The following is a 19577-nucleotide window of genomic DNA, read 5'->3' as shown; positions in this document are numbered from 1 at the left end:
GGCCGACTGCAAATGGGGTGCACGGGGGTCCAGAGGGTGGTGTGCCTGGTCTGCGGGGTGCGTGCGTCGCCGTTACTTTGACGGTATGGCCGAAAACAGGGCATCCGCGTGCGGAGAGGGCGTCCCCTGCTGGGTGGACGCACAGCTTCCGGACCTGGCGGCGGGCAGGCGGTTCTACGGTGAGCTCTTCGGGTGGACCTTCGAGGAGGCGTACGGCGGCTCCGTATGGGCCCGCGAGGACGGCGAGGCCGTCGCGGCGCTCGCCCACAAGGCGGACGGACGGATGCCGACCGTGTGGACGGTGTACTTCGCGACCCCGGACGTCGTCCGGCTGACCGGGCGCATCCAGGAGGCCGGCGGGCAGGTGGTGATGGCGCCGGTGGTCGTGGGGGAACTGGGCACCGCCGCTCTCGCCGCCGATCCGGAGGGGGCCGTCTTCGGGCTGTGGCAGGCGGCCCGGCACCCCGGTTTCGGGACCCGGCACAAGGCCGGCACCTTCGGCTGGGCCGAGCTGTACGCCCGCGACACGGAGACCGCGAACACTTTCTACGGCGGACTTTTCACAGCCGCCCTCTTCGGCCCGGACGCCGCTCCCGACTTCGGACGGGCACCCGTCTCCGACGTCTTCCCGGTCGAGATGCCGCCGCACTTCCTCGTGCACTTCCGGGTCGAGGAGATCACCGCTGTGCTGGGAACCGTGCACCGGCTGGGCGGACGCGTGCAGGTTCCGCCCTTCGAGACGTCGTACGGGAAAGTGGCGGTCGTCACGGACAATCAAGGGGCGTCGTTCGCGCTGCTGCAACGCTGACACCTGGACGTTTGTCCGGAGATATGGCGAGACACCCCGATTAGTCGCCGGGTTCGCAACCTGTGGCCCGGCCAGGAAGAATCAGGGTGCGTGCCGCCATGGCGGTGCGGTGGTGAGACGCTGCACGGGGTCGCGTACATATGTGGGTGGCGTGGCCCGTACGGGGAGGTGGCAGGCAAGTGGTGGATCAGCTGACGCAGCACGATCCGCGGCGGATCGGGCCGTTCGAGGTGCTGGGACGGCTGGGCGCGGGCGGCATGGGGCTGGTCTATCTCGCGCGCTCGGCGTCCGGCCGGCGGGTGGCGATCAAGACCGTGCGGACGGAACTCGCCGAGGACCAGTTGTTCCGGGTCCGTTTCACGCGTGAGGTCGAGGCGGCGCGTGCCGTCTCCGGCTTCTACACGGCGGCCGTGGTCGACGCCGATCCGCGGGCGGCCGTGCCGTGGCTGGCCACCGCGTACGTGCCCGCGCCCTCGCTCGAGGAGATAGTGAACGAGTGCGGGCCGATGCCGGCCCAGGCGGTGCGCTGGCTCGCGGCGGGGGTCGCGGAGGCGCTGCAGTCCATCCACGGGGCGGGGCTCGTCCACCGTGACCTGAAACCGTCCAACGTGCTGGTGGTCGAGGACGGGCCGCGGGTCATCGACTTCGGCATCGCCTCCGGTGTGTCGAACACCCGTTTGACGATGACGAATGTGGCCGTGGGCACCCCGGCCTACATGTCTCCCGAGCAGGCCAAGGACTCCCGCAGCGTCACCGGCGCGAGCGACGTCTTCTCGCTCGGCTCGATGCTCGTGTTCGCCGCCACCGGACACCCCCCGTTCCACGGCGCCAACCCGGTCGAGACCGTCTTCATGCTGCTGCGCGAGGGCCCCGACCTCACCGGTCTCCCGGACGAACTGCGCCCCCTCATCGAGTCCTGCATGCAGATGGAGGCCACCGGCCGGCCCAACCCGGCCGACCTCCAGGCGCAGCTGGCCCCGCACCTCTTCGGCTCGGGCTCCGACGACAGCGGCACGGCCTCGGCCTGGCTGCCCGAGCGCGCCGTCGGGCTGATCGAGACCCGGCGCGGTGGCCGGCCGCCCGTGAAACCGGCGCCCACCAGCGGGCGCAGCGGTGGCGGCCGGGTCGCCGTACCGCCCCCGCCGTCCCACGACCCCGTCGTGCCGGTCCCGGTCGGCGCCCCCGACACCGGGCCCGTACGGCTCGCGGGCGCCCCCGTCCCGATCGGTCCCGGCCCCCGTGTCGCCGACGCCCGCGCCGCCGCCGTGAAAGCGCCCCCTCCGGAGGCCGGTCTCGTCGCCTCCTGGTCCCGGCCCCGGCCCGGCGTCAACGGCGTCGACCCCGCCGCCGTACCCCCGCCCCCCGCGCTGCCCCCGGAAACGGCCTCCGGCTGGCGCCCCTGGCGGTTCCGTATGTCGAACGACGTCTGGGGCACCCCGACCGTCGCGGGCGACCTCGTCTACGTCACCTCCTTCGAGGTGCACGCCCTGGACGTGCAGACCGGCCGCCGTTCCTTCAAGACGCGGGACGTCGCCTGGTCGATGGCGGTCGCCGACGGCCGTATCCACGCCTCGGACGGCCCCACCCTCTTCGCCCTGGACGCCCGCGAGGGCGGTGACCTGTGGCGGCTGTCCACCGACGCCTGGGTGTACTCCCTCAAGGCCGAGCGCGGCACCGTCGTCACCGGCACCCGCGGCGGCGGCGTGCAGGCCTGGGAGGCGTCCACCGGGCAGAAGCTCTGGCAGCTGACCGGCGCGCAGACCGACTTCGAGTCCCCGGAGGCGGGACCGGCCCTGCACGACGGCACCGTCTACGTGTGGCAGGACGCCCGGCTGCGCGCCCTGGACGCCCGGACGGGCGACGAGCGCTGGTCGTACCCGATCGGCGACGCGGCCTCCTGCGGCGGCGTCCCCGTCCGGATCACCCCCGCCCCCGACGGACACGTGTATCTCGCCGCCGGCACCCGCGTCCTCTCCGTCGACGTCGCGAGCGGCCGCGTCCGCTGGCACTTCGAGGCCCCGGCCGTCTTCCTCTGCGCGCCGACCTTCGCCCCCGGCCCCGCGGTCACGGGCGGCGGCATCTACCTCGCCGACTACCTCGGCACGGTCTACGCCCTCGACGCGGCCGACGGTCGCGACCGCTGGCGCATCGCCACCGAACCCCGCGCCTCCATCGAACCCGTCCTGGTCGCCGCGGGCCATGTCCACGTCGGCAGCGGCAAGGGGCTCTACACCCTCGACGCGGTCACCGGGACACCCAAGTGGCGCTTCCAGGCGGGCGGCGACATCGTCGGCGCCCCCGCGGTCGCCGAGGGCCGTATCCACTTCGGCTCCACCGACCACCTGCTCTACACCCTCAAGGCCGACGACGGCCGTCTCCGCTGGAAGCTCGCCACCGGCGGCGAGATCACCGGCGCACCGGTCGTCAGGGACGGGGTCGTGTACGCGTGCAGCAAGGACCGCTGCGTGTACGCCCTCGACGCGGAGAAGGGCACGGGCACCGCGAGAACCGCGTGAGCGGTGCCAGTTGACCAGGTGGGTAGCATGATCGGATGCATACGCGGGGGCGCAGGCTCAGATTCACGGCGGTACTGGCACTGACGGTACTCACTCTCACCGGCTTCTCCACGGGACGGCACCACAGCCACAGCCGTCACGGGAGCAGCGGGGGCGGGTGCAGCAGCTCCAGCCAGGACCACGACACGTCGACATCGTCGGGCGGTACGACGCACGGCTCGACGAACGGCTCCACGCACCGTTCGCGGCCCACCTACCGTTCCACCCCCACGGCGACCTCGTCCGCCACCGCCCGGCCGCTGAAGGACGGCACCGCGGTGCTCAAGCGGTGCGCGAGCCTGGACGACCCGTACTCGACCGTCGAGGTCAGGAACCCGAACGGGCGCGAGGCGCTCTTCACCGTGAAAATCGCGTACAAGAACAGCAACGGGTCCACCCTGGCCGACACGACCAGCCAGGTGTCGGTGCCCGCGAACGGCAGGGCGACCCTCCGGATGGCCGCCGCCGGTACGGGCATCCTGGACCGGCTCGATCACTGCGAGGTCGCTCCACGGGCCACCGCCGATCGGTGACGCCCCTCGGCGCCGCTCACCGGGTCCGGAAGCCGCCGTTCTTCCGGTCGGCGAACAGCTCCGCCTGGCGTTCCGTCGGGAGGTTGCCGAGGGCGATGAGCGGCGGCGCCTGCGCGTATCCCTGCGCCCGTGCCGCCTCCTTCGCCGCCCACAGCGCCCGCACGGTCCCCTGGACCCCCTCCGTCGGATACCCGGCGACGACGGTCGCGCAGGCCACGGCGGCCTCCAACGCCCGCCCGGGCTCGGTGAGTTCGGAGACGAGCCCCAGCTCGTACGCCCGCCGCGCGGAGATCCGCTCCGCCGTCCCCATCAGCATCATCCGCGCGACCTCGCCGTACGGCATCCGGTGCGCCATCAGCACCGACTCGTAGGCGCTGACCATGCCGTAGGTGGTGTGCGGGTCGAAGAACACGGCGGTCGGGTCGGCGACGACGAACTCGCTCTCGCCCAGCAGGTAGAACGCCCCGCCGCAGGCCATCCCGGTCACCGCGGAGATCACCGGCTTCCACAGGTCGTTGGCCTTCGGGCCGATGTGCAGCAGCGGATCGTCCTGCATATAGGGCGAGTTGGGCTGCGGCACCACCGCGTCCCGGTCGAGGCCGGTGCAGAAGGCGCGCTCCCCGGCCCCGGTGAGGACGACGGCCCGCACGGAGTCGTCGAACCGCACCTGCCGCCATACGGCGCTGAGTTCGGCGGCGGTGGCGAGGTCGATGGCGTTGAGCTTGCGCGGCCGGTCGAGGGTGACGACGGCGACGCCGGAGTCCTTGTCGACGGAGACGTTGAGGGTCACGGCCGCTCCAGAACCCACTGCGGCAGCCCGCCCTCGTCGAACACGACCTGCACCCGCGCCCCGATCCGGACCCGGTCGGGCGAAAGGGAGTCGAGGGCGGCCCCCGCCCCCGTGACCAGGTTCCCGACCAGCCGGATGCGCGGGGCGTCGACCAGCTCCACCACGATCACGTTGTACGGCGCGACGGCGGCGTAGTCGGGCAGGAGCGGCGGATGCGGGAAGACGTACGACCAGACCCGGCCCCGCCCGCTCACCGGCCGCCACTCGCTCGCGAAGGACTGGCAGTGGGGGCAGCAGGGGCGGGGCGGGAAGCGGGGTTCGGCGCAGTCGGCGCAGGTCTGGACGCGGAGTTCGCCGGCGCGGGCGTACTGCCAGAAGGGGGCGCCGTCGTCGTCGGTGACGGGAGCGAGCATGGCGGATCAACTCCTCAGGAGCAGGGCGGAGGTGGGGACGCCCTCGCCCGCCGTGACCAGGCAGGTGGCGGCGTCCGGGACCTGGGCGGTGCTGGTGCCGCGCAGCTGTCGTACGCCCTCGTTGATCAGGTTGAAGCCGTGGACGTACGCCTCGGAGAGGCCGCCGCCGCTGGTGTTGAGGGGGAGTCGGCCGCCGATCTCCAGCGCGCCGCCCTCCGTGAAGGCGCCCCCCTCGCCCCGGCCGCAGAAGCCGTAGCCCTCCAGGGAGAGCGGGACGAGGGCGGTGAACGCGTCGTAGATCTGGGCGACGTCGACGTCCTGCGCGGTGAAGTCGGCGTGTTTCCACAGGTGTCGGGCGGCGGTCCAGGCCGGGCCCGTGAGCGGGTCGTCGTTCCAGTAGTTGACCATCCCGTGGTGCTGGGCGGGGAGGCCCTGGGCGGCGGAGTGGACGTAGACGGGGGTGCGCCGGCAGTCGCGGGCGCGCTCGCGGGAGACGATCACGCAGGCCAACGCCCCGTCCGTCTCCAGGCAGTTGTCGAAGAGGCAGAGGGGTTCGCTGATCCAGCGGGAGGTCATGTACATCTCGCGGGTGAGCGGGCGGTCGTACATGATCGCGGCCGGGTTCTGGTTGGACCTGTTCCGGCAGGCGAGGGCGACGTTGAACAGGTGGTCGCGGGTGGCGCCGTACTCGTGCATGTAGCGGCGGGTGAGCATCGCGATCTCGTCGGCCGGCCTGAGGAGGCCGAAGGGGCGGGTCCACTGGGCGGGGGTGGGGAGTTGGCGGGTCGTGTTGGTCCACGGCCGGGCCCCGCTGCCCCGCTTCCGGGACCGCCAGGCCACGCCCACGGTCGCCTGCCCGGCGGCGATGGCGGTGGCGAGGTGGGCGACGGTGGCGCATGAACCGCCGCCCCCGTAGCCGACCTTGCTGAAGAAGGTCAGGTCGCCGAAGCCGACGGCCTTCGCCAGTTCGACCTCGTCGGTCTCCTCCATCGTGTAGGAGGCGAGGGCGTCGACCTCGGCGGGGGCGATGCCCGCGTCGTCGAGGGCGGCGAGGACGGCGCGACAGGCCAAGGTCCGCTCGTCCTCGGGGAGTTGCTTGGCGAAGGAGGTCTGACCGATTCCGACGATCGCGGTCGCGTCCTTCAGTCCGCCCGTGCTCTCTCCGGCCATGCTCTGTGCACCTCCGCGTGACACCGGGGCTGCTGACAGGGCGTCAGGCTACAGCTAATCTGACGGTCAGTCAGCTAGTGGGTGTGGGGAGGCCGTTCATGCGCGGAGACATGGAGTGGGGCAGCATCCCGGGCCTGGTGCGCTCGGCCGCGGAACGGTACGCGGACGCCGAGGCGGTGGTGGAGGGCCGGACCCGGATCTCCTACGCTGAGCTGGGCGCCCGGGTGGAACGCGCGGCGGGGGCCTGCCTCGCCGCCGGAGTGGAGGTCGGCGACCGGGTCGGCATCTGGGCGCCGAACTCGACGGACTGGATCGTCTCCGCCCTGGGCGCGGTGTCCGCGGGCGCGGTGCTCGTACCGCTGAACACGCGCTTCAAGGGGAGCGAGGCCGCGTATGTGCTGGGCGGCAGCGGGGCGCGGCTGCTGTTCGTGACCGGGGCGTTCCTCGGCACGTCGTACGTGGCGTCACTGCGGCGGGCGGCGGGGGAGGGCCCGGGTGACGGTCCGCTCCCCGGGCTCCCGGCGCTGGAACAGGTGGTCGTGCTGGCGGACGACGCACCGGCCGACTTCCGCACCTGGAAGGACTTCCTGGCGGGCGGGGAGGGCGTGACGGCGGCCGAAGTGCGCGAACGGGAGAGTCAGTTGGACGGCTCCACGGTCTCCGACATCATCTTCACCTCGGGCACGACGGGCCGGCCCAAGGGCGCGGTGATCACCCACGCGCAGACGCTGCGGGCGTACGAGGTGTGGAGCGACCTGGCCGGGCTGCGCCGGGGCGACCGCTACCTGATCGTGAACCCCTTCTTCCACACCTTCGGCTACAAGGCGGGCGTGATCGCCTGCCTCATGCGGGGCGCGACGATGATCCCGCAGCCGGTCTTCAACGTTGACACGGTCCTCGCGAACATCGCCGCGGAACGCGTCTCGGTCCTCCCCGGCCCGCCCACCCTGCACCAGTCGCTCCTCGACCACCCCGCCCGCGACGCCCACGACCTCTCGGCGCTGCGGCTCGTGGTGACCGGCGCCGCGGTGGTGCCGTTGCGGCTGGTGGAACGGCTGCGGGGCGAGCTGGGCGTGGACACGGTCCTGACGGCGTACGGCCTCTCGGAGGCCAGCGGCATCGTCACGATGTGCCGGCGCGGCGACGACCCGGAGGTCATCGCGTCGACCTCGGGGCGGGCGATCCCGGGCGCCGAGGTCCGGGTGGCGGCCCCGCCCGGCACCCCGGGCGAGGTGCTGGTCCGCGGCTTCAACGTCATGCGGGGTTACTACGAGGACCCGGCCGCCACGGCGGAGGTCGTCGACGAGGACGGCTGGCTGCGCACCGGCGACGTCGGCGTCCTGGACGACGCGGGCAATCTCCGCATCACCGACCGCATCAAGGACATGTTCATCGTCGGCGGCTTCAACGCGTACCCGGCGGAGATAGAGCAACTCCTCGGCATCCACCCCGACGTGGCCGACGTCGCGGTGGTCGGTGTCCCGGACACCCGCCTCGGCGAGGTCGGCAAGGCCTACGTCGTCCGCCGCCCCGCCGCCACCCTGACCGGCGACGACCTGATCGCCTGGGCCCGCCGCGAGATGGCGAACTACAAGGTGCCGCGGGTGGTGGAGTTCGTGGCGGAACTGCCCCGGAACGCGAGCGGGAAGGTGCTGAAGGGCGCGTTGCGGGAGGCGTGAGCGAGGCGCGGGGGAGGTGGACCGCCCGGAACCGGATCCAGCCCCCCCCCGGCAAACACCTCGGCCGCGACGGCTCCCCCTGGGCCGTCGCGGCCGGTCCCCCGCGGTGGGTGAAGGTCTAGCTGGGGTCGGACGTGATGTGCGTGTTGTCCGGTGTGGCGGTGCCGTCGTCGTCGGCGGCCACGACAGTCTCGACGTCCGTGATGTGCGTGTTGAGCGGCTTGATGTCGCCGGTCAGCTTGGCGTCGGTGATGTGGGTGTTGTCCGGCTTGACGACCGTCTCGTCGTTCTTGGTGTCGCTCATCTCACTGGCTCCCCTGTTACGTGCGGTGATTGGGCGGGATCCGCCCGGCAACTCCCCCGAGAACTGCCGGACGGATCCTCGAGGCCGGTTCACCTTAGATGCCCGGCCGCCTGCCGTTCCGTCTGCCCCCCGACGCGACGGCCCGACACAGCTAAGAGTGCCGGACCGCGATAAACGAACGATGAACGCCCTTCCGCGGAGGGCACCGGTTCCGTCGGCGTCAGACGGTGGTCGACGGCGCCAGCAGGCCCCGGACCTCCTCCACCTCCGGCGACTCCAGCCGCTCGTAGATCTCCAGCGCCTCGGTCCAGCAGACCTGGGCGCGGCCGGACTGGCCGATGCCATTCAGGGCCTTGCCGAGGACGGTCAGGACGTTGCCGCGGCGCCACTCGCCGCCGATCTCGCGGAGCGGCGTCAGCGCCATCTCGGCGTTGGCCGCGGCCTGGGCGGGACGCTGGGCCAGGAGGTCCACCTCGGCGAGGCGGAATAGGGTCATGCCCTCCCAGAGGCGTTGCCGGCTCGCGCGGAAGACGGTCAGCGCCTGCTTGAGATGCGCGACGGCGTCGGTCGGCTGGCTGTTCTTGCCGAGGGCCAGCCCGAGGGCGTAGTGACCGTTGGCCGCCTTGAGGGTGTGCCCGAGTTCCTCGTACATCTCGGTGCCCTGGCGGGCGAGGCCGACCGCGCTGTCGGGGCGTTCCGTCTGCAGGTGCAGGCGGGAGAGGTTGCACAGCGCCGACGCGGCGCCGGAGAGGTCCCCGCAGGCGCGGAAGCTCGCGATGGCCCGCTCCAGGAACTCCTCGGCCTCGTCGTAGCGGCTCTGGTAGAAGGAGTAGATGCCGAGGAGGTTCGCCGCCCAGCAGCACGGCAGGGCGTCGTCCGAGGCCTCCGACAGGGCGAGTGCCTGCCGTGCCTCCTGGTACGCCTGCTCGAACTGCCCGGAGAAATGGCGGGCGTTGGCCAGCACCAGGACGGCCCGGCCCTCCGCCCGGCTGTCGGCGGCCTCGCGGGCCGCGTCGCGCAGGATGGTGCCGGCCGCCTCGTACTCCTTGAAGTTCGCCCCGGACTCCGCGAGGTCGACCGCCGCCCACAGCAGGTCGACGGCGCGCCGCAGCGTCGTCCCGCCCGCCGACTGCCGCACGCAGGCCAGCAGGGGCATCGCCTCGCTGTACAGCCAGTCCTGGGCGGCCCGCCGGTCGGGGAAGACCAGGCCGTCGACGCCGGTCTCCTCCAGGTGGTCGACGAGGCGGTCGCCGGGCCGCTCGATGCCGTAGACCCCGGCGGCCGTGGCGAGATAGAAGTCCAGCAGCCGCGACATCGCCGCCGTCGTCTCGCTCGGCGGCCACTCGTCCCGCTCGGCGCACGCACGCGCGTAGAGCCGCACCAGATCGTGGTACCGGTAGCGTCCCGGCGCCGCCGATTCCACAAGGGACGTGTCCACGAGGGATTCCAGGACGTCCTCCGTGTCCTCCAGGGGGAGGTCGAGCACCGCCGCCGCTGCCGCGAGGGAGATGTCCGGGCCGTCGGCCAGCCCCAGCAGACGGAACGCGCGCGCCTGGGCCGGCTCCAACTGGCCGTAGCCCAGCTCGAAGGTGGCCTTCACGGCGAGGTCGCCGGCCTGGAGCTCGTCCAACCGGCGCCGTTCGTCGGCGAGTTTGGCGGCGAGGACGGAGACCGTCCAGGTGCGGCGGGCCGCGAGGCGGGAGGCCGCGATCCGGATCGCGAGGGGGAGGAAGCCGCAGGCCGCGACCACGTCGAGGGCCGCTTCCCGCTCGGCGGCGACGCGTTCGGCGCCCACGATCCGGGTGAAGAGCTGGAGGGCTTCCTCGGGGGACATCACGTCGAGGTCGACGAGGTGCGCCCCGGCCAGGTCCACCATCCGCACCCGGGAGGTGACCAGCGCGGCGCAGCCCTCGGTGCCGGGCAGCAGGGGCCGTACCTGGGCCGCGTCCTTGGCGTTGTCCAGCAGCACCAGCACGCGCCGCCCGTCCAGCACCGACCGGTACAGCGCGGACCGCTCCTCCAGGGAGTCAGGTATCGCGGAGTCCGGGGTGCCCAACGCCCGCAGGAACGCGCCGAGTACGGTCTCCGGCTCGGCGGCCCGGGAGCCGGCGCCCTGGAGGTCGACGTACAACTGGCCGTCGGGGAAGGTGGACCGGGCCTGGTGGGCGACGTGGACGGCGAGGGTCGTCTTGCCGACGCCGCCGATTCCGGCGAGCGCCGACACCGCCATCACGCGGCCCTCGGCCGAGGCGAGGACATCGCTCAGTTCCGACACGAAGGCCACGCGGCCGGTGAAGTCCGGGACCGTCGCCGGGAGTTGGTGGGGGCGGACCGGTGCCGTCACGGTCTCCGCCGCCGGTGCGGACGGTTCGGCGAGGTTCGGGTCGGCCTGGAGGATGCGGTGCTGGAGTTCGCGCAGGCCGGGGCGCGGGTCCACGCCGAGTTCGTCGGCGAGCAGCCGCCGGGTGTCGGCGTACACCGCGAGGGCCTCAGCCTGCCGGCCCGAGCGGTACAGGGCGAGCATCAGCAGCTCGCGGAGGCGTTCGCGGAGCGGGTGGGCCGCGGTGAGCGCGGTCAACTCGCTGACGGCCTCCGCGTGGCAGCCCTGCTCCAGGTCCATGTCCAGCCGGGATTCGAGGAGTTGGAGCCGCCACTCCTCCAGGCGGACACGCTGCGCCTCCGCGTACGGGCCGGGCAGCCCGGCCAGCGGCTCCCCCTCCCACAGCGTGAGCGCGCGGCCCAGCAGGTCCCTTGCGTGGGCCAGGTCACCCGCCGACTTCGCCTTCTCCGCCTCGGTCGCCAGGTCCTGCACCTCGGCCACGTCCAACGCGCGCTCGGGCAGCCCCCGTACGGCATAGCCGCCCGACTCGCTGACCAGGACGCCGGCGTCCAGGACCTTCCGCAGCCGGGACGCGTACGTGCGCACCGCGGCCAGCGCCTGCGACGGAGGGTCGTCGCCCCACAGGGCGTCGATCAGCTCGCCGGACGTCGCCGTGCGGCCTTCGCGCAGCAACAGCGCGGCCAGCAGGGCGCGTTGCTGAGGCGAGCCCGTGGGCAGCGCGTCGGGGCCCCGCCAGGCACGTACCGGACCGAGCACGCTGAAGCGCAGCGCGGCCGACTCCTCCGTGCCGGAGCCGGGGCGCCGCTGCTCCGGTACCCGCGGTCCACCGTCCATCGCCGTTCCCCCTAGGCAAGCCTGATAACTACGACAGTTTGCCTTGTTCATGGCGGATGCGTCAGCTCTGGGAGACACCGCTCACAGGTGGCCACGCGGGATGTCACAAGGCTCTCACACGGCCCGCGCACAGTTCCGCACACAACCGAGCATCCCGAACCCGGATCCAGCTAGCTGACGGGTCGTCAGATCGGCGCTACCGTGAGCGCCATGGACACCCAGACCACCGCCCCGACGCCCCTTCCGCCGATCATCTCCGTCGACGACCACACCGTGGAGCCCGCCGACGTCTGGCAGCACCGGCTGCCCAAGAAGTACCTGGACACCGGCCCCCGCGTGGTCCGCGCGCCACTGAAGGACATGACCTTCCTCGGCGGCCGGTTCAAGCCCGTGATGGGCGAGCCCGGCGACGACGGACCCATCGGCGACTGGTGGGTGTACGAGGATCTGCACCGCCCGCTCACCCGCCTCGACACCGCCGTCGGCTACAGCAGGGACGAGATCAAGCTCGAAGTCATCACTTACGAGCAGATGCGTCCGGGGTCGTACGACGTCCCGGCCCGGCTCGCCGACATGGACGTCAACCACGTCCAGTCCGCGCTCTGTTTCCCCACCTTCCCCCGCTTCTGCGGCCAGACGTTCACCGAGGCCGCGGACCGCGACCTCGGGCTGCTGTGCGTGCGCGCCTACAACGACTGGATGGTGGAGGAGTGGTGCGGCCCCGACGCGCAGGGCCGCCTCATACCCCTGCCCCTGATCCCGCTCTGGGACCCGGAGCTGGCCGCCGCAGAGGTCCGGCGCAACGCGGCCCGCGGCACCCGTGCCGTCGCCTTCTCCGAGATACCCCCGCACCTCGGGCTGCCGTCCATCCACACCGACGACTGGGACCCGTTCCTCGCCGCCTGCGCCGAGACCGGCACCGTCGTCGCCATGCACATCGGCTCCAGCAGCCGCATGCCGTCGACCTCGGCCGACGCGCCGCCCGCCGTCGGCTCGACGATCACCTTCGCCAACTGCTGCTACTCCATGGTGGACTGGCTGATGAGCGGCAAGTTCGAGCGCTTCCCCGACCTCAAGGTCATGTACGCCGAGGGCCAGATCGGCTGGATCCCCTACATCCTGGAGCGCGCCGACGTCGTCTGGGAGGAGAACCGCGGCTGGGGCGGCGTCGCCGACAAGGTCCACCGCCCGCCGTCCGAACTCTTCGCCGAGCATGTCTACGGCTGCTTCTTCGACGACGCGTTCGGCCTGAAGAACCTCGACTCGATCGGCGTCGGCAACGTCCTCTACGAGACCGACTACCCCCACTCCGACTCGACCTGGCCCAAGTCCCGCGAGGTCGGCGAGGCGCAGATGGGCCACCTGGCGCCGGACGTCGTCGAGCGGATCGTCCGGGGCAACGCGATCGACCTCCTGGGCCTGACCCCGGCCGGCCTGTGGGAGGGCCCCAAGTGACCGCCCTCGCCTACGGGTTGCAGCTCCCGGTGCAGTCCCAGAGCACCATCTACGCCGAGCCCTGGGAGGCCGACGCGGGCCCCGCCGACCTCGTCGGGATCGCGCGGGCCGCCGACCGGGCGGGCTTCGACTACATCGCGTCCTGCGACCACGTCGGCGTCCCGCACCGCCTGGCCACGGCCATGAGCACCATCTGGTACGACCCCGTCGCCACCCTCTCCTACCTCGCGGGCGTCACCGAACGCGTCCGCCTGCTCAGCCATGTGGCGGTCGTGGGCCTGCGCCACCCGCTCGTCACCGCCAAGCAGTACGCCACCCTCGACCACCTCAGCGGCGGCCGCCTGATCCTCGGCGTCGGCGCCGGGCACGTACGCGAGGAGTTCGAGGCGCTGGGGGTGGACTTCGACCGCCGGGGTCCCGTCCTCGACGAGTCGATCGATGCGCTGCGGGCGGCCCTCGGCCCGGACGAATTCCCTTCCCATCACGGCAAGTTGTACGACTTCGAGGGCCTGGGCCAGCGCCCCCGCCCCACGCAGGAACACGTCCCCCTCTGGGTCGGCGGCTCGTCGCCCGCCGCCGTCCGCCGGGCCGCGCTGAAGGCGGACGGCTGGCTGCCGCAGGGCGACCCCCGCGACCGGCTGCCCGCGCAGATCGAGCGGATACGGCGGCTGCGCGAAGAGGCCTCGGTCCAGGGGCCGTTCGTGTTCGGGGCCATCACCGAGCCGCTGTACGTCGGCGAGCCGGGATGGGAGGTCGGCCGCCGCACGCTCAGCGGGCCCCCCGACCTCGTCGCCGAGTCCCTGCGCGCCTACGGGGCGATGGGCGTGGACCAGATCCAGGTGCGGTTCCGGTGCCGAGACCGGGCCGAACTCACCGACCAGATAGCCGCGTTCGGGGCCGGGATCGCGCCCCACCTCGACCACCTCGACTAGGGAGACCGCATGGGCAAGCTGGACGGACGTGTCGTCATCGTCACCGGGGCGGCACGCGGGCAGGGCGAGCAGGAGGCGCGGCTGTTCGCGGCCGAGGGCGCGAAGGTCGCCGTGGCCGATGTGCTGGACGAGCAAGGGGAGGCGCTGGCCAAGGAGTTGGGCGCGCTCTACGTGCACCTGGACGTGGGGGAGGAGGCCGACTGGGGCGCCGCGGTCGGGGCGGTCAAGGAGGCGTACGGGCGGATCGACGGGCTGGTGAACAACGCGGGAATCCTGCGCTTCAACTCCCTTGTGGACACCCCTCTTGAGGAGTTCATGCAGGTCGTGCGGGTCAACCAGGTCGGCTGCTTCCTCGGGATCAAGACCGTGGCGTCGGCGATGGAGGACGGCGGCACGATCGTCAACACGGCCTCGTACACGGCGGTGACCGGGATGGCCGCCGTCGGGACCTACACCGCCACCAAGCACGCCATCCTCGGGCTCACCCGGGTGGCCGCCCTGGAGCTGGCGAGCCGGCGGATCCGGGTCAACGCCGTCTGCCCCGGGGCCGTGGACACCGCGATGTCCAACCCGGCGCGGCTCGACCCGGACGCGGACCCGCAGGAGATGACCCGGGCGCTGGACGAGCTGTACCGCAAGCTCGTGCCGCTGGGCCGGATCGGGCGGGCCGACGAGGTGGCGCGGCTCGCGCTGTTCCTGACGTCGGACGACTCGTCGTACATCACCGGGCAGCCGTTCGTGATCGACGGGGGCTGGCTGGCCGGAGTCAGTGTTATCTGACGAGGCGTCAGCTATTGACGAATCTGACGCCACGTCAGAAAGTCGTAGCACTCAGACGAACCATCTGGACTTGGGACGGTGAACCTCCTTGGAATTCGGGCTCTTTGTACAGGGATACGTGGGCAAGCGTGCCGAGACGGACCCGCTGGCCGAGCACAAGGCGCTGATGGAGGAGACCGAGTACGTCATCCAGGCGGACAAGTCCGGGTTCAAGTACGCCTGGGCGTCCGAGCACCACTTCCTGGAGGAGTACTCGCACCTCTCGGCGAACGACGTCTACCTCGGCTACCTCGCCCACGCGACCGACCGCATCCACCTCGGATCGGGCATCTTCAACCCCCTCGCGCAGGTCAACCACCCGGTGAAGGTGGCCGAGAAGGTCGCGATGCTCGACCACCTCTCGGGCAACCGCTTCGAGTTCGGCAGCGGGCGCGGGGCCGGGTCGCACGAGATCCTCGGGTTCATCCCCGGGGTGACCGACATGAACTACACCAAGGAGATCTGGGAAGAGACCATCGCCGAGTTCCCCAAGATGTGGCTCCAGGACGAGTACGTCGGCTTCCAGGGCAAGCACTGGCAGCTGCCGCCGCGGAAGATCCTGCCCAAGCCGTACGGGAAGGCGCACCCCGCGATGTGGTACGCCGCCGGGTCGCCTCCCTCGTACGCCATGGCCGCCCGCAAGGGGCTCGGGGTGCTCGGGTTCAGCATCCAGAAGGTGTCCGACATGGAGTGGGTGCTGGAGCAGTACAAGACGGCGATCGTGAACGCCGAGCCGGTGGGGGCGTTCGTCAACGACAACGTCATGGTGACCACGACGGCGATCTGCGCGCCGACCCATGACGAGGCGATCCGGATCGCCACGAGTGGGGGGCTGCACTATCTGCCCTCGCTGGTGTTCCGGTACCACGACACGTTCCCCCGGCCCGAGGGGTTCCCGGTGTGGCCGGAGACGCTCCCCGAGTACACGCCGGAGTTCGTCGAACTCCTCGTGGAGGAGGAGCTGTTGATCTGCGGGGATCCGGACGAGGTGCTCACCCAGTGCAAGCGGTGGGAGCAGGCCGGGGCGGATCAGCTGAGCTTCGGGCTGCCGGTGGGGGTGCCCAAGGAGGAGACGTTGCAGACGATCCGGTTGATCGGGGAGCACGTGGTTCCGAAGATCGACACGGATCCCGTCCACCGGACCACGCGGTTCCGTCAAGCCGCCTGATCTTTCGTCGCGGGGCGCGGGTGCGTGGGGGCTGGTCGCGCAGTACCCCGCGCCCCTCGCTAGGCGCCCCTGGCCGGAGTCTGAGGAGCTGAGCCTCGTGCTTGATCACGTCATCAAAGGGGTCACCGTCGTCGATGGGACGGGAGCCGCAGGGTTTGTCGCCGACGTCGGGATCCGCGACGGTCGTATCGCCGTCATCGGCACGGTGGCCGAGGAGTCGCGGACGTCGGAGGACGCGCACGGGCTCGTCCTCGCTCCCGGCTTCGTGGACCCCCACACGCACTACGACGCCCAGTTGTTCTGGGACCCGTATGCGACGCCCTCGCTGAACCACGGGGTGACCACCGTCGCCGCCGGGAACTGCGGGTTCACCCTGGCGCCCCTGAAACCGGGGGACGCCGACTACACGCGCCGGATGATGTCCAAGGTCGAGGGGATGTCGTTGGTGGCGCTGGAGGAAGGGGCGCCCTGGAGCTGGCGGGGGTTCGGGGATTACCTGGACGCGCTGGAGGGGCGGATCGCGGTCAACGCCGGGTTCATGGTGGGGCACTGTGCGCTGCGGCGGTTCGTGATGGGGCCGGATGCCGTCGGTGGGCAGCCCAGTGAGGAGCAACTCGCCGAGATCGTCGGCCTGTTGCACGAGGCCATGGACGCGGGGGCCTGGGGGTTCTCCACCACGCAGTCCTCCACGCACTCCGACGGTGACGGACAGCCGGTCGCCTCTCGGCATGCCCGGCCGGAGGAACTGCTCGCCCTTTCCCAGGCGGTCGGGGAGCACGAGGGGACGCAGATCGAGGCGATCGTCGCCGGGTGTCTGGATCAGTTCAGTGACGCCGAGATCGATCTGTTCGTCGAGATGAGCGCCGTGGCCGGGCGGCCGTTGAACTGGAACGTGCTGACCATCGATGCCGCCGTGCCCGAGCGGGTGCCCCGGCAGCTGTTCGCCAGTGAGCGGGCCCGGAAGGCCGGCGGCCGGGTCGTCGCGCTGACCATGCCGATCCTCACGCCGATGAACATGTCCCTCGGCACCTTCTGCGCGCTGAACCTGATACCCGGGTGGGGTCCGATCCTGGGCCTGCCCGTGCCCGAGCGGATCGCCAAGCTGCGCGAACCCGACGTACGCGCCGAGATGCTGCGCAACGCCAACAGCAAGGAGGCGGGCGTCTTCCGGCGGCTCGCCGACTTCGGGCGGTATGTCATCGGGGACACGTACAGCGAGGCCAATGAGGGGCTGACCGGGCGGGTGGTCAAGGACATCGCCGCCGAGCGCAGTCAGGAACCCTTCGAGTGTCTGGTCGAGATCTGCGCGGCCGACGAGCTGCGTACGGTCCTGTGGCCCATGCCGTCCGACAACGACCCCGCGTCCTGGGCCCTGCGCGCCGAGACCTGGCGGCACGAGGACGTGCTGCTCGGCGGGTCCGACGCCGGGGCGCACCTGGACCGGATGTGCGGGGCGCCGTACACGACCCGGTTCATCGGGGACTGTGTGCGGGGGCGGAAGCTGGTGGGCCTTGAGCAGGCCGTGAAGATGCTCACCGATGATCCGGCGCGGCTGTTCGGGCTGCGGGAGCGGGGGCAGGTGCGCGAGGGCTGGCACGCGGACCTCGTGCTCTTCGACCCGGAGCGGATCGACGCCGGCAAGGCCACCCTGCTGCACGACCTGCCGGGGGACAGCCCGCGACTCGACTCCAAGGCGATCGGGATACGGGCCGTGTGGGTCAACGGAGTCGAGGCCATCCGCGACGACGTGGTGAGCGGGAACGTGCCGGGGCGGGTGCTGCGCTCGGGGCGGGACACCAGGACGGTGAGCACCAGGTGAGTTCCGGGTCGGGGTCTCAGGGGGTGGGTTCTCAAGGGGTCGGCTCTCACGTCGCCGATGGGCAGCGGTTGTTCGTCGGGGGTGAGTGGGTCGAGCCCGACGGCGGGCACTATGCCGTGATCGATCCCGCCACCGAGGAGACCGTGGGGTGGGCGCCCGAAGCCTCTCGGGAGCAGGTGTTCGCCGCTGCCGCCTCGGCCCGTGAGGCCTTCGGGGCGTGGTCGCGTACGCCTGCCGGGGAGCGCGCGGCGGTCCTCGGGCGGGCCGCGGACATCATCCGGGAGCGGCTCGTGCCGTACGCCGAGCTCGCGCAGGCGGAGAGCGGGGCCACGACCGGGACCGCCCGGGGCATGCAAGTGGGCGTGGGCGCCGCCCGGTTCAGGCGGTACGCGACCGTGGAGCCGGGCGAGTGGGCCATCGCGCCGCAGGTGAACGAGGCGGGGCCGTTCGGGCGGGCGGCTGTCATGGGCGCGCTCGCCGTGCGGCAGCCGGTCGGGGTCGTCACGTGCGTCACGTCGTACAACAACCCCTGGGCGAACCCCGCAGGGAAGATCGCGCCCGCTCTCGCCATGGGCAACACGGTGGTCGTGAAACCCGCGCCGCAGGACCCCCTGTCCGTCTACCGCATGGCGGAGGCGCTGGAGGCGGCCGGGGTGCCGCGCGGGGTCGTGAACGTGGTCAACGGGCAGTCCGTGGCGGTCGGTGAGGCGGCCGTGGAGTCGCCGGACGTCGACATGGTCAGCTTCACCGGGTCCACGGCGGTAGGGCAGCGGATCGCCGAGGTGTGCGGGCGTTCGATGAAGCGGCAGTTGATGGAGCTGGGCGGGAAGGGCGCGGCCCTCGTCTTCGACGACGCGGACCTCGCCTCCGCCGTCTCCGGCATCGGTACGACCTTCTCCTTCTACAGCGGGCAGATCTGCACGGCGCCGACACGGGTGCTGGCGCAGCGCGGGATCTACGACCGGCTCGTCGACCAACTGGCTTCCTACGCAGGCGTGTTGAAGGTAGGCGATCCGCGCCTCCCGGACACGGTGGTCGGGCCGGTGATCTCGGCGGCACACCGGGAGCGGGTCGAGTCGTACGTCGAACTGGGCCGCAAGGAAGGCGCGGTGGTCGTGGCCGGCGGCGAACGGCCGTCCGCCGGGCCGGGGTTCCTCGTCGCGCCGACCGTCCTCGCCGACTGCGGGCCCGAGATGCGGGTCGTCCGCGAGGAGATCTTCGGGCCGGTCGTCGTGGTCGTCCCCTTCGACGAGGAGGAGGAAGGCATCGCCCTCGCCAACGACAGCGACTACGGCCTCATCGACTACGTCTGGTCCGCCGACGTGGCCCGCGCCTTCCGGGTCGCCCGGCGGCTGAGGGCGGGTGGCGTGGGCGTCAACACCGTGGGCCGCAACATGGAGGCCCCGTTCGGCGGCTTCAAGAGGAGCGGGGTCGGCCGGGACGTCGGCTCGTACGCGCTGCACGCGTACAGCGAGGTGCAGGCGATCGTGTGGTCGGGGTGAGGGACTTCCCTCAGTGCCCGTGCGGGCTCAGTCCCGCAGGTCCACCCGAACCGTCAGCAGGTTCGAGCCCATCGCCTTGACCGCCGCGCTGTTGAAGCGGGGGAGGGTGCGCAGGCGGGCGCGGGGGTCGTCGTCGGGGAGGAGGTGGGCTGTGCCGGTGTGCCAGCGGCCCATGACGCGTACGCGGACTTCAGGGTCGGCCTTGATGTTGCGGACGTAGTGGGAGAGTTCGCCGAACTCCGAGACCAGCCAGAAGGTGCTGCCGACGCGGCGGCCGCCCAGCGGGGTGCGGCGGGGCTTTCCTGAGACGCGGCCCGTGGTCTCCAGGACGGTCTGGGTGGGGAGGTGGCGGGTGACCGAGTTCAGGACGCGCTGGAATCTGCTGATGGTGCGGTACTTGGCTTCCGGGTTCGGCGTGGGCATGGGTTCTCGGGTCTCCTGTCGGGCGGGCGGGG

At 71.8% G+C, this 19577-nt stretch carries 16 protein-coding genes; 10 read left to right on the top strand and 6 right to left on the bottom strand.

What is annotated here, in order from left to right:
- Positions 1-85 precede the first annotated feature (85 nt).
- The 3 genes from OHT77_RS20075 (at position 86) to OHT77_RS20065 (ending at position 3896) form a co-directional block, all read left to right on the top strand.
- A complete protein-coding gene (locus tag OHT77_RS20075; RefSeq protein ID WP_328829919.1) occupies positions 86-808 on the top strand; it encodes a VOC family protein in 723 nt (240 codons plus the stop codon).
- A gap of 179 nt (positions 809-987) precedes the next feature.
- Positions 988-3324 carry a serine/threonine-protein kinase gene (locus OHT77_RS20070; protein WP_328829918.1) on the top strand — a complete coding sequence of 779 codons (2337 nt, stop codon included), beginning with the start codon at positions 988-990 and terminating at the stop codon, positions 3322-3324.
- A gap of 35 nt (positions 3325-3359) precedes the next feature.
- Positions 3360-3896, top strand: coding sequence for a hypothetical protein (locus tag OHT77_RS20065; protein ID WP_328829917.1), 537 nt, complete (start codon positions 3360-3362; stop codon positions 3894-3896).
- A gap of 16 nt (positions 3897-3912) precedes the next feature.
- Here OHT77_RS20065 and OHT77_RS20060 read toward each other — a convergent pair whose 3' ends face one another.
- Genes OHT77_RS20060 through OHT77_RS20050 form a run of 3 tightly spaced genes read right to left on the bottom strand, consistent with a single transcriptional unit; the run spans position 3913 to position 6269 of the window.
- Positions 3913-4686, bottom strand: coding sequence for an enoyl-CoA hydratase/isomerase family protein (locus tag OHT77_RS20060; protein WP_328829916.1), 774 nt, complete (start codon positions 4684-4686; stop codon positions 3913-3915).
- A complete protein-coding gene (locus tag OHT77_RS20055) occupies positions 4683-5099 on the bottom strand; it encodes a Zn-ribbon domain-containing OB-fold protein (protein WP_328829914.1) in 417 nt (138 codons plus the stop codon). The genes OHT77_RS20060 and OHT77_RS20055 overlap by 4 nt, the downstream gene beginning before the upstream one ends.
- A 6-nt stretch (positions 5100-5105) precedes the next feature.
- Entirely contained in the window at positions 5106-6269 is a 1164-nt protein-coding gene (locus OHT77_RS20050; protein WP_328829913.1) for a lipid-transfer protein, read from the bottom strand.
- Positions 6270-6367: 98 nt separating this feature from the next.
- Between OHT77_RS20050 and OHT77_RS20045 the strand changes: the two genes are divergently transcribed.
- Positions 6368-7948: a FadD3 family acyl-CoA ligase gene (locus OHT77_RS20045; protein WP_328829911.1), complete on the top strand. Its 1581-nt coding sequence runs from the start codon at positions 6368-6370 to the stop codon at positions 7946-7948.
- Between the two features lie 118 nt (positions 7949-8066).
- On the opposite strand, the gene OHT77_RS20040 is transcribed toward OHT77_RS20045, so the two are convergent.
- Positions 8067-8252: a hypothetical protein gene (locus OHT77_RS20040; RefSeq protein WP_266771324.1), complete on the bottom strand. Its 186-nt coding sequence runs from the start codon at positions 8250-8252 to the stop codon at positions 8067-8069.
- 220 nt (positions 8253-8472) lie between these two features.
- Entirely contained in the window at positions 8473-11427 is a 2955-nt protein-coding gene (locus OHT77_RS20035) for an AfsR/SARP family transcriptional regulator (RefSeq protein ID WP_328829910.1), read from the bottom strand.
- 210 nt (positions 11428-11637) lie between these two features.
- Here OHT77_RS20035 and OHT77_RS20030 point away from each other — a divergent pair, with 210 nt between their 5' ends.
- The 6 genes from OHT77_RS20030 to OHT77_RS20005 all read left to right on the top strand — a co-directional run bounded on the left by OHT77_RS20030 (position 11638) and on the right by OHT77_RS20005 (position 19122).
- Entirely contained in the window at positions 11638-12882 is a 1245-nt protein-coding gene (locus OHT77_RS20030; protein ID WP_328829908.1) for an amidohydrolase family protein, read from the top strand.
- On the top strand, positions 12879-13814 hold the full coding sequence (locus OHT77_RS20025; protein ID WP_328829907.1) for an LLM class F420-dependent oxidoreductase: 936 nt from the start codon (positions 12879-12881) through the stop codon (positions 13812-13814). Before OHT77_RS20030 ends, OHT77_RS20025 begins: the two co-directional genes overlap by 4 nt.
- Before the next feature lie 9 nt (positions 13815-13823).
- On the top strand, positions 13824-14594 hold the full coding sequence (locus OHT77_RS20020; protein WP_328829905.1) for an SDR family NAD(P)-dependent oxidoreductase: 771 nt from the start codon (positions 13824-13826) through the stop codon (positions 14592-14594).
- An 88-nt stretch (positions 14595-14682) separates the two neighbouring features.
- Positions 14683-15801 (top strand): LLM class flavin-dependent oxidoreductase, encoded by a 1119-nt coding sequence (locus OHT77_RS20015; RefSeq protein WP_328829904.1) that lies wholly within the window; start codon positions 14683-14685, stop codon positions 15799-15801.
- A 97-nt stretch (positions 15802-15898) separates the two neighbouring features.
- Positions 15899-17620, top strand: a complete 1722-nt coding sequence (locus tag OHT77_RS20010) for an N-acyl-D-amino-acid deacylase family protein (protein ID WP_328829903.1) — start codon at positions 15899-15901, stop codon at positions 17618-17620.
- Between the two features lie 68 nt (positions 17621-17688).
- Positions 17689-19122, top strand: a complete 1434-nt coding sequence (locus OHT77_RS20005) for an aldehyde dehydrogenase family protein (protein ID WP_328829902.1) — start codon at positions 17689-17691, stop codon at positions 19120-19122.
- A 27-nt stretch (positions 19123-19149) separates the two neighbouring features.
- Here the strand turns inward: OHT77_RS20005 and OHT77_RS20000 are convergent, their stop codons facing one another.
- Positions 19150-19545 (bottom strand): nitroreductase/quinone reductase family protein, encoded by a 396-nt coding sequence (locus OHT77_RS20000; RefSeq protein WP_328829901.1) that lies wholly within the window; start codon positions 19543-19545, stop codon positions 19150-19152.
- Positions 19546-19577 lie beyond the last annotated feature (32 nt).

Origin of the sequence: Streptomyces sp. NBC_00252 (assembly GCF_036187565.1) — a bacterium.
Taxonomy (GTDB): Bacteria; Actinomycetota; Actinomycetes; order Streptomycetales; family Streptomycetaceae; genus Streptomyces.
This window is presented reverse-complemented; position numbering and strand designations above follow the sequence as displayed.

Coding starts and splice junctions, on each gene's coding strand:
- OHT77_RS20075 (WP_328829919.1), top strand. CDS start 86: ATGGCCGAAAACAGGGCATCCGCGTGCGGAGAGGGCGTCCCCTGCTGG.
- OHT77_RS20020 (WP_328829905.1), top strand. CDS start 13,824: ATGGGCAAGCTGGACGGACGTGTCGTCATCGTCACCGGGGCGGCACGC.
- OHT77_RS20055 (WP_328829914.1), bottom strand. CDS start 5,099: ATGCTCGCTCCCGTCACCGACGACGACGGCGCCCCCTTCTGGCAGTAC.
- OHT77_RS20035 (WP_328829910.1), bottom strand. CDS start 11,427: ATGGACGGTGGACCGCGGGTACCGGAGCAGCGGCGCCCCGGCTCCGGC.
- OHT77_RS20000 (WP_328829901.1), bottom strand. CDS start 19,545: ATGCCCACGCCGAACCCGGAAGCCAAGTACCGCACCATCAGCAGATTC.
- OHT77_RS20050 (WP_328829913.1), bottom strand. CDS start 6,269: ATGGCCGGAGAGAGCACGGGCGGACTGAAGGACGCGACCGCGATCGTC.
- OHT77_RS20065 (WP_328829917.1), top strand. CDS start 3,360: ATGCATACGCGGGGGCGCAGGCTCAGATTCACGGCGGTACTGGCACTG.
- OHT77_RS20045 (WP_328829911.1), top strand. CDS start 6,368: ATGCGCGGAGACATGGAGTGGGGCAGCATCCCGGGCCTGGTGCGCTCG.
- OHT77_RS20040 (WP_266771324.1), bottom strand. CDS start 8,252: ATGAGCGACACCAAGAACGACGAGACGGTCGTCAAGCCGGACAACACC.
- OHT77_RS20030 (WP_328829908.1), top strand. CDS start 11,638: ATGGACACCCAGACCACCGCCCCGACGCCCCTTCCGCCGATCATCTCC.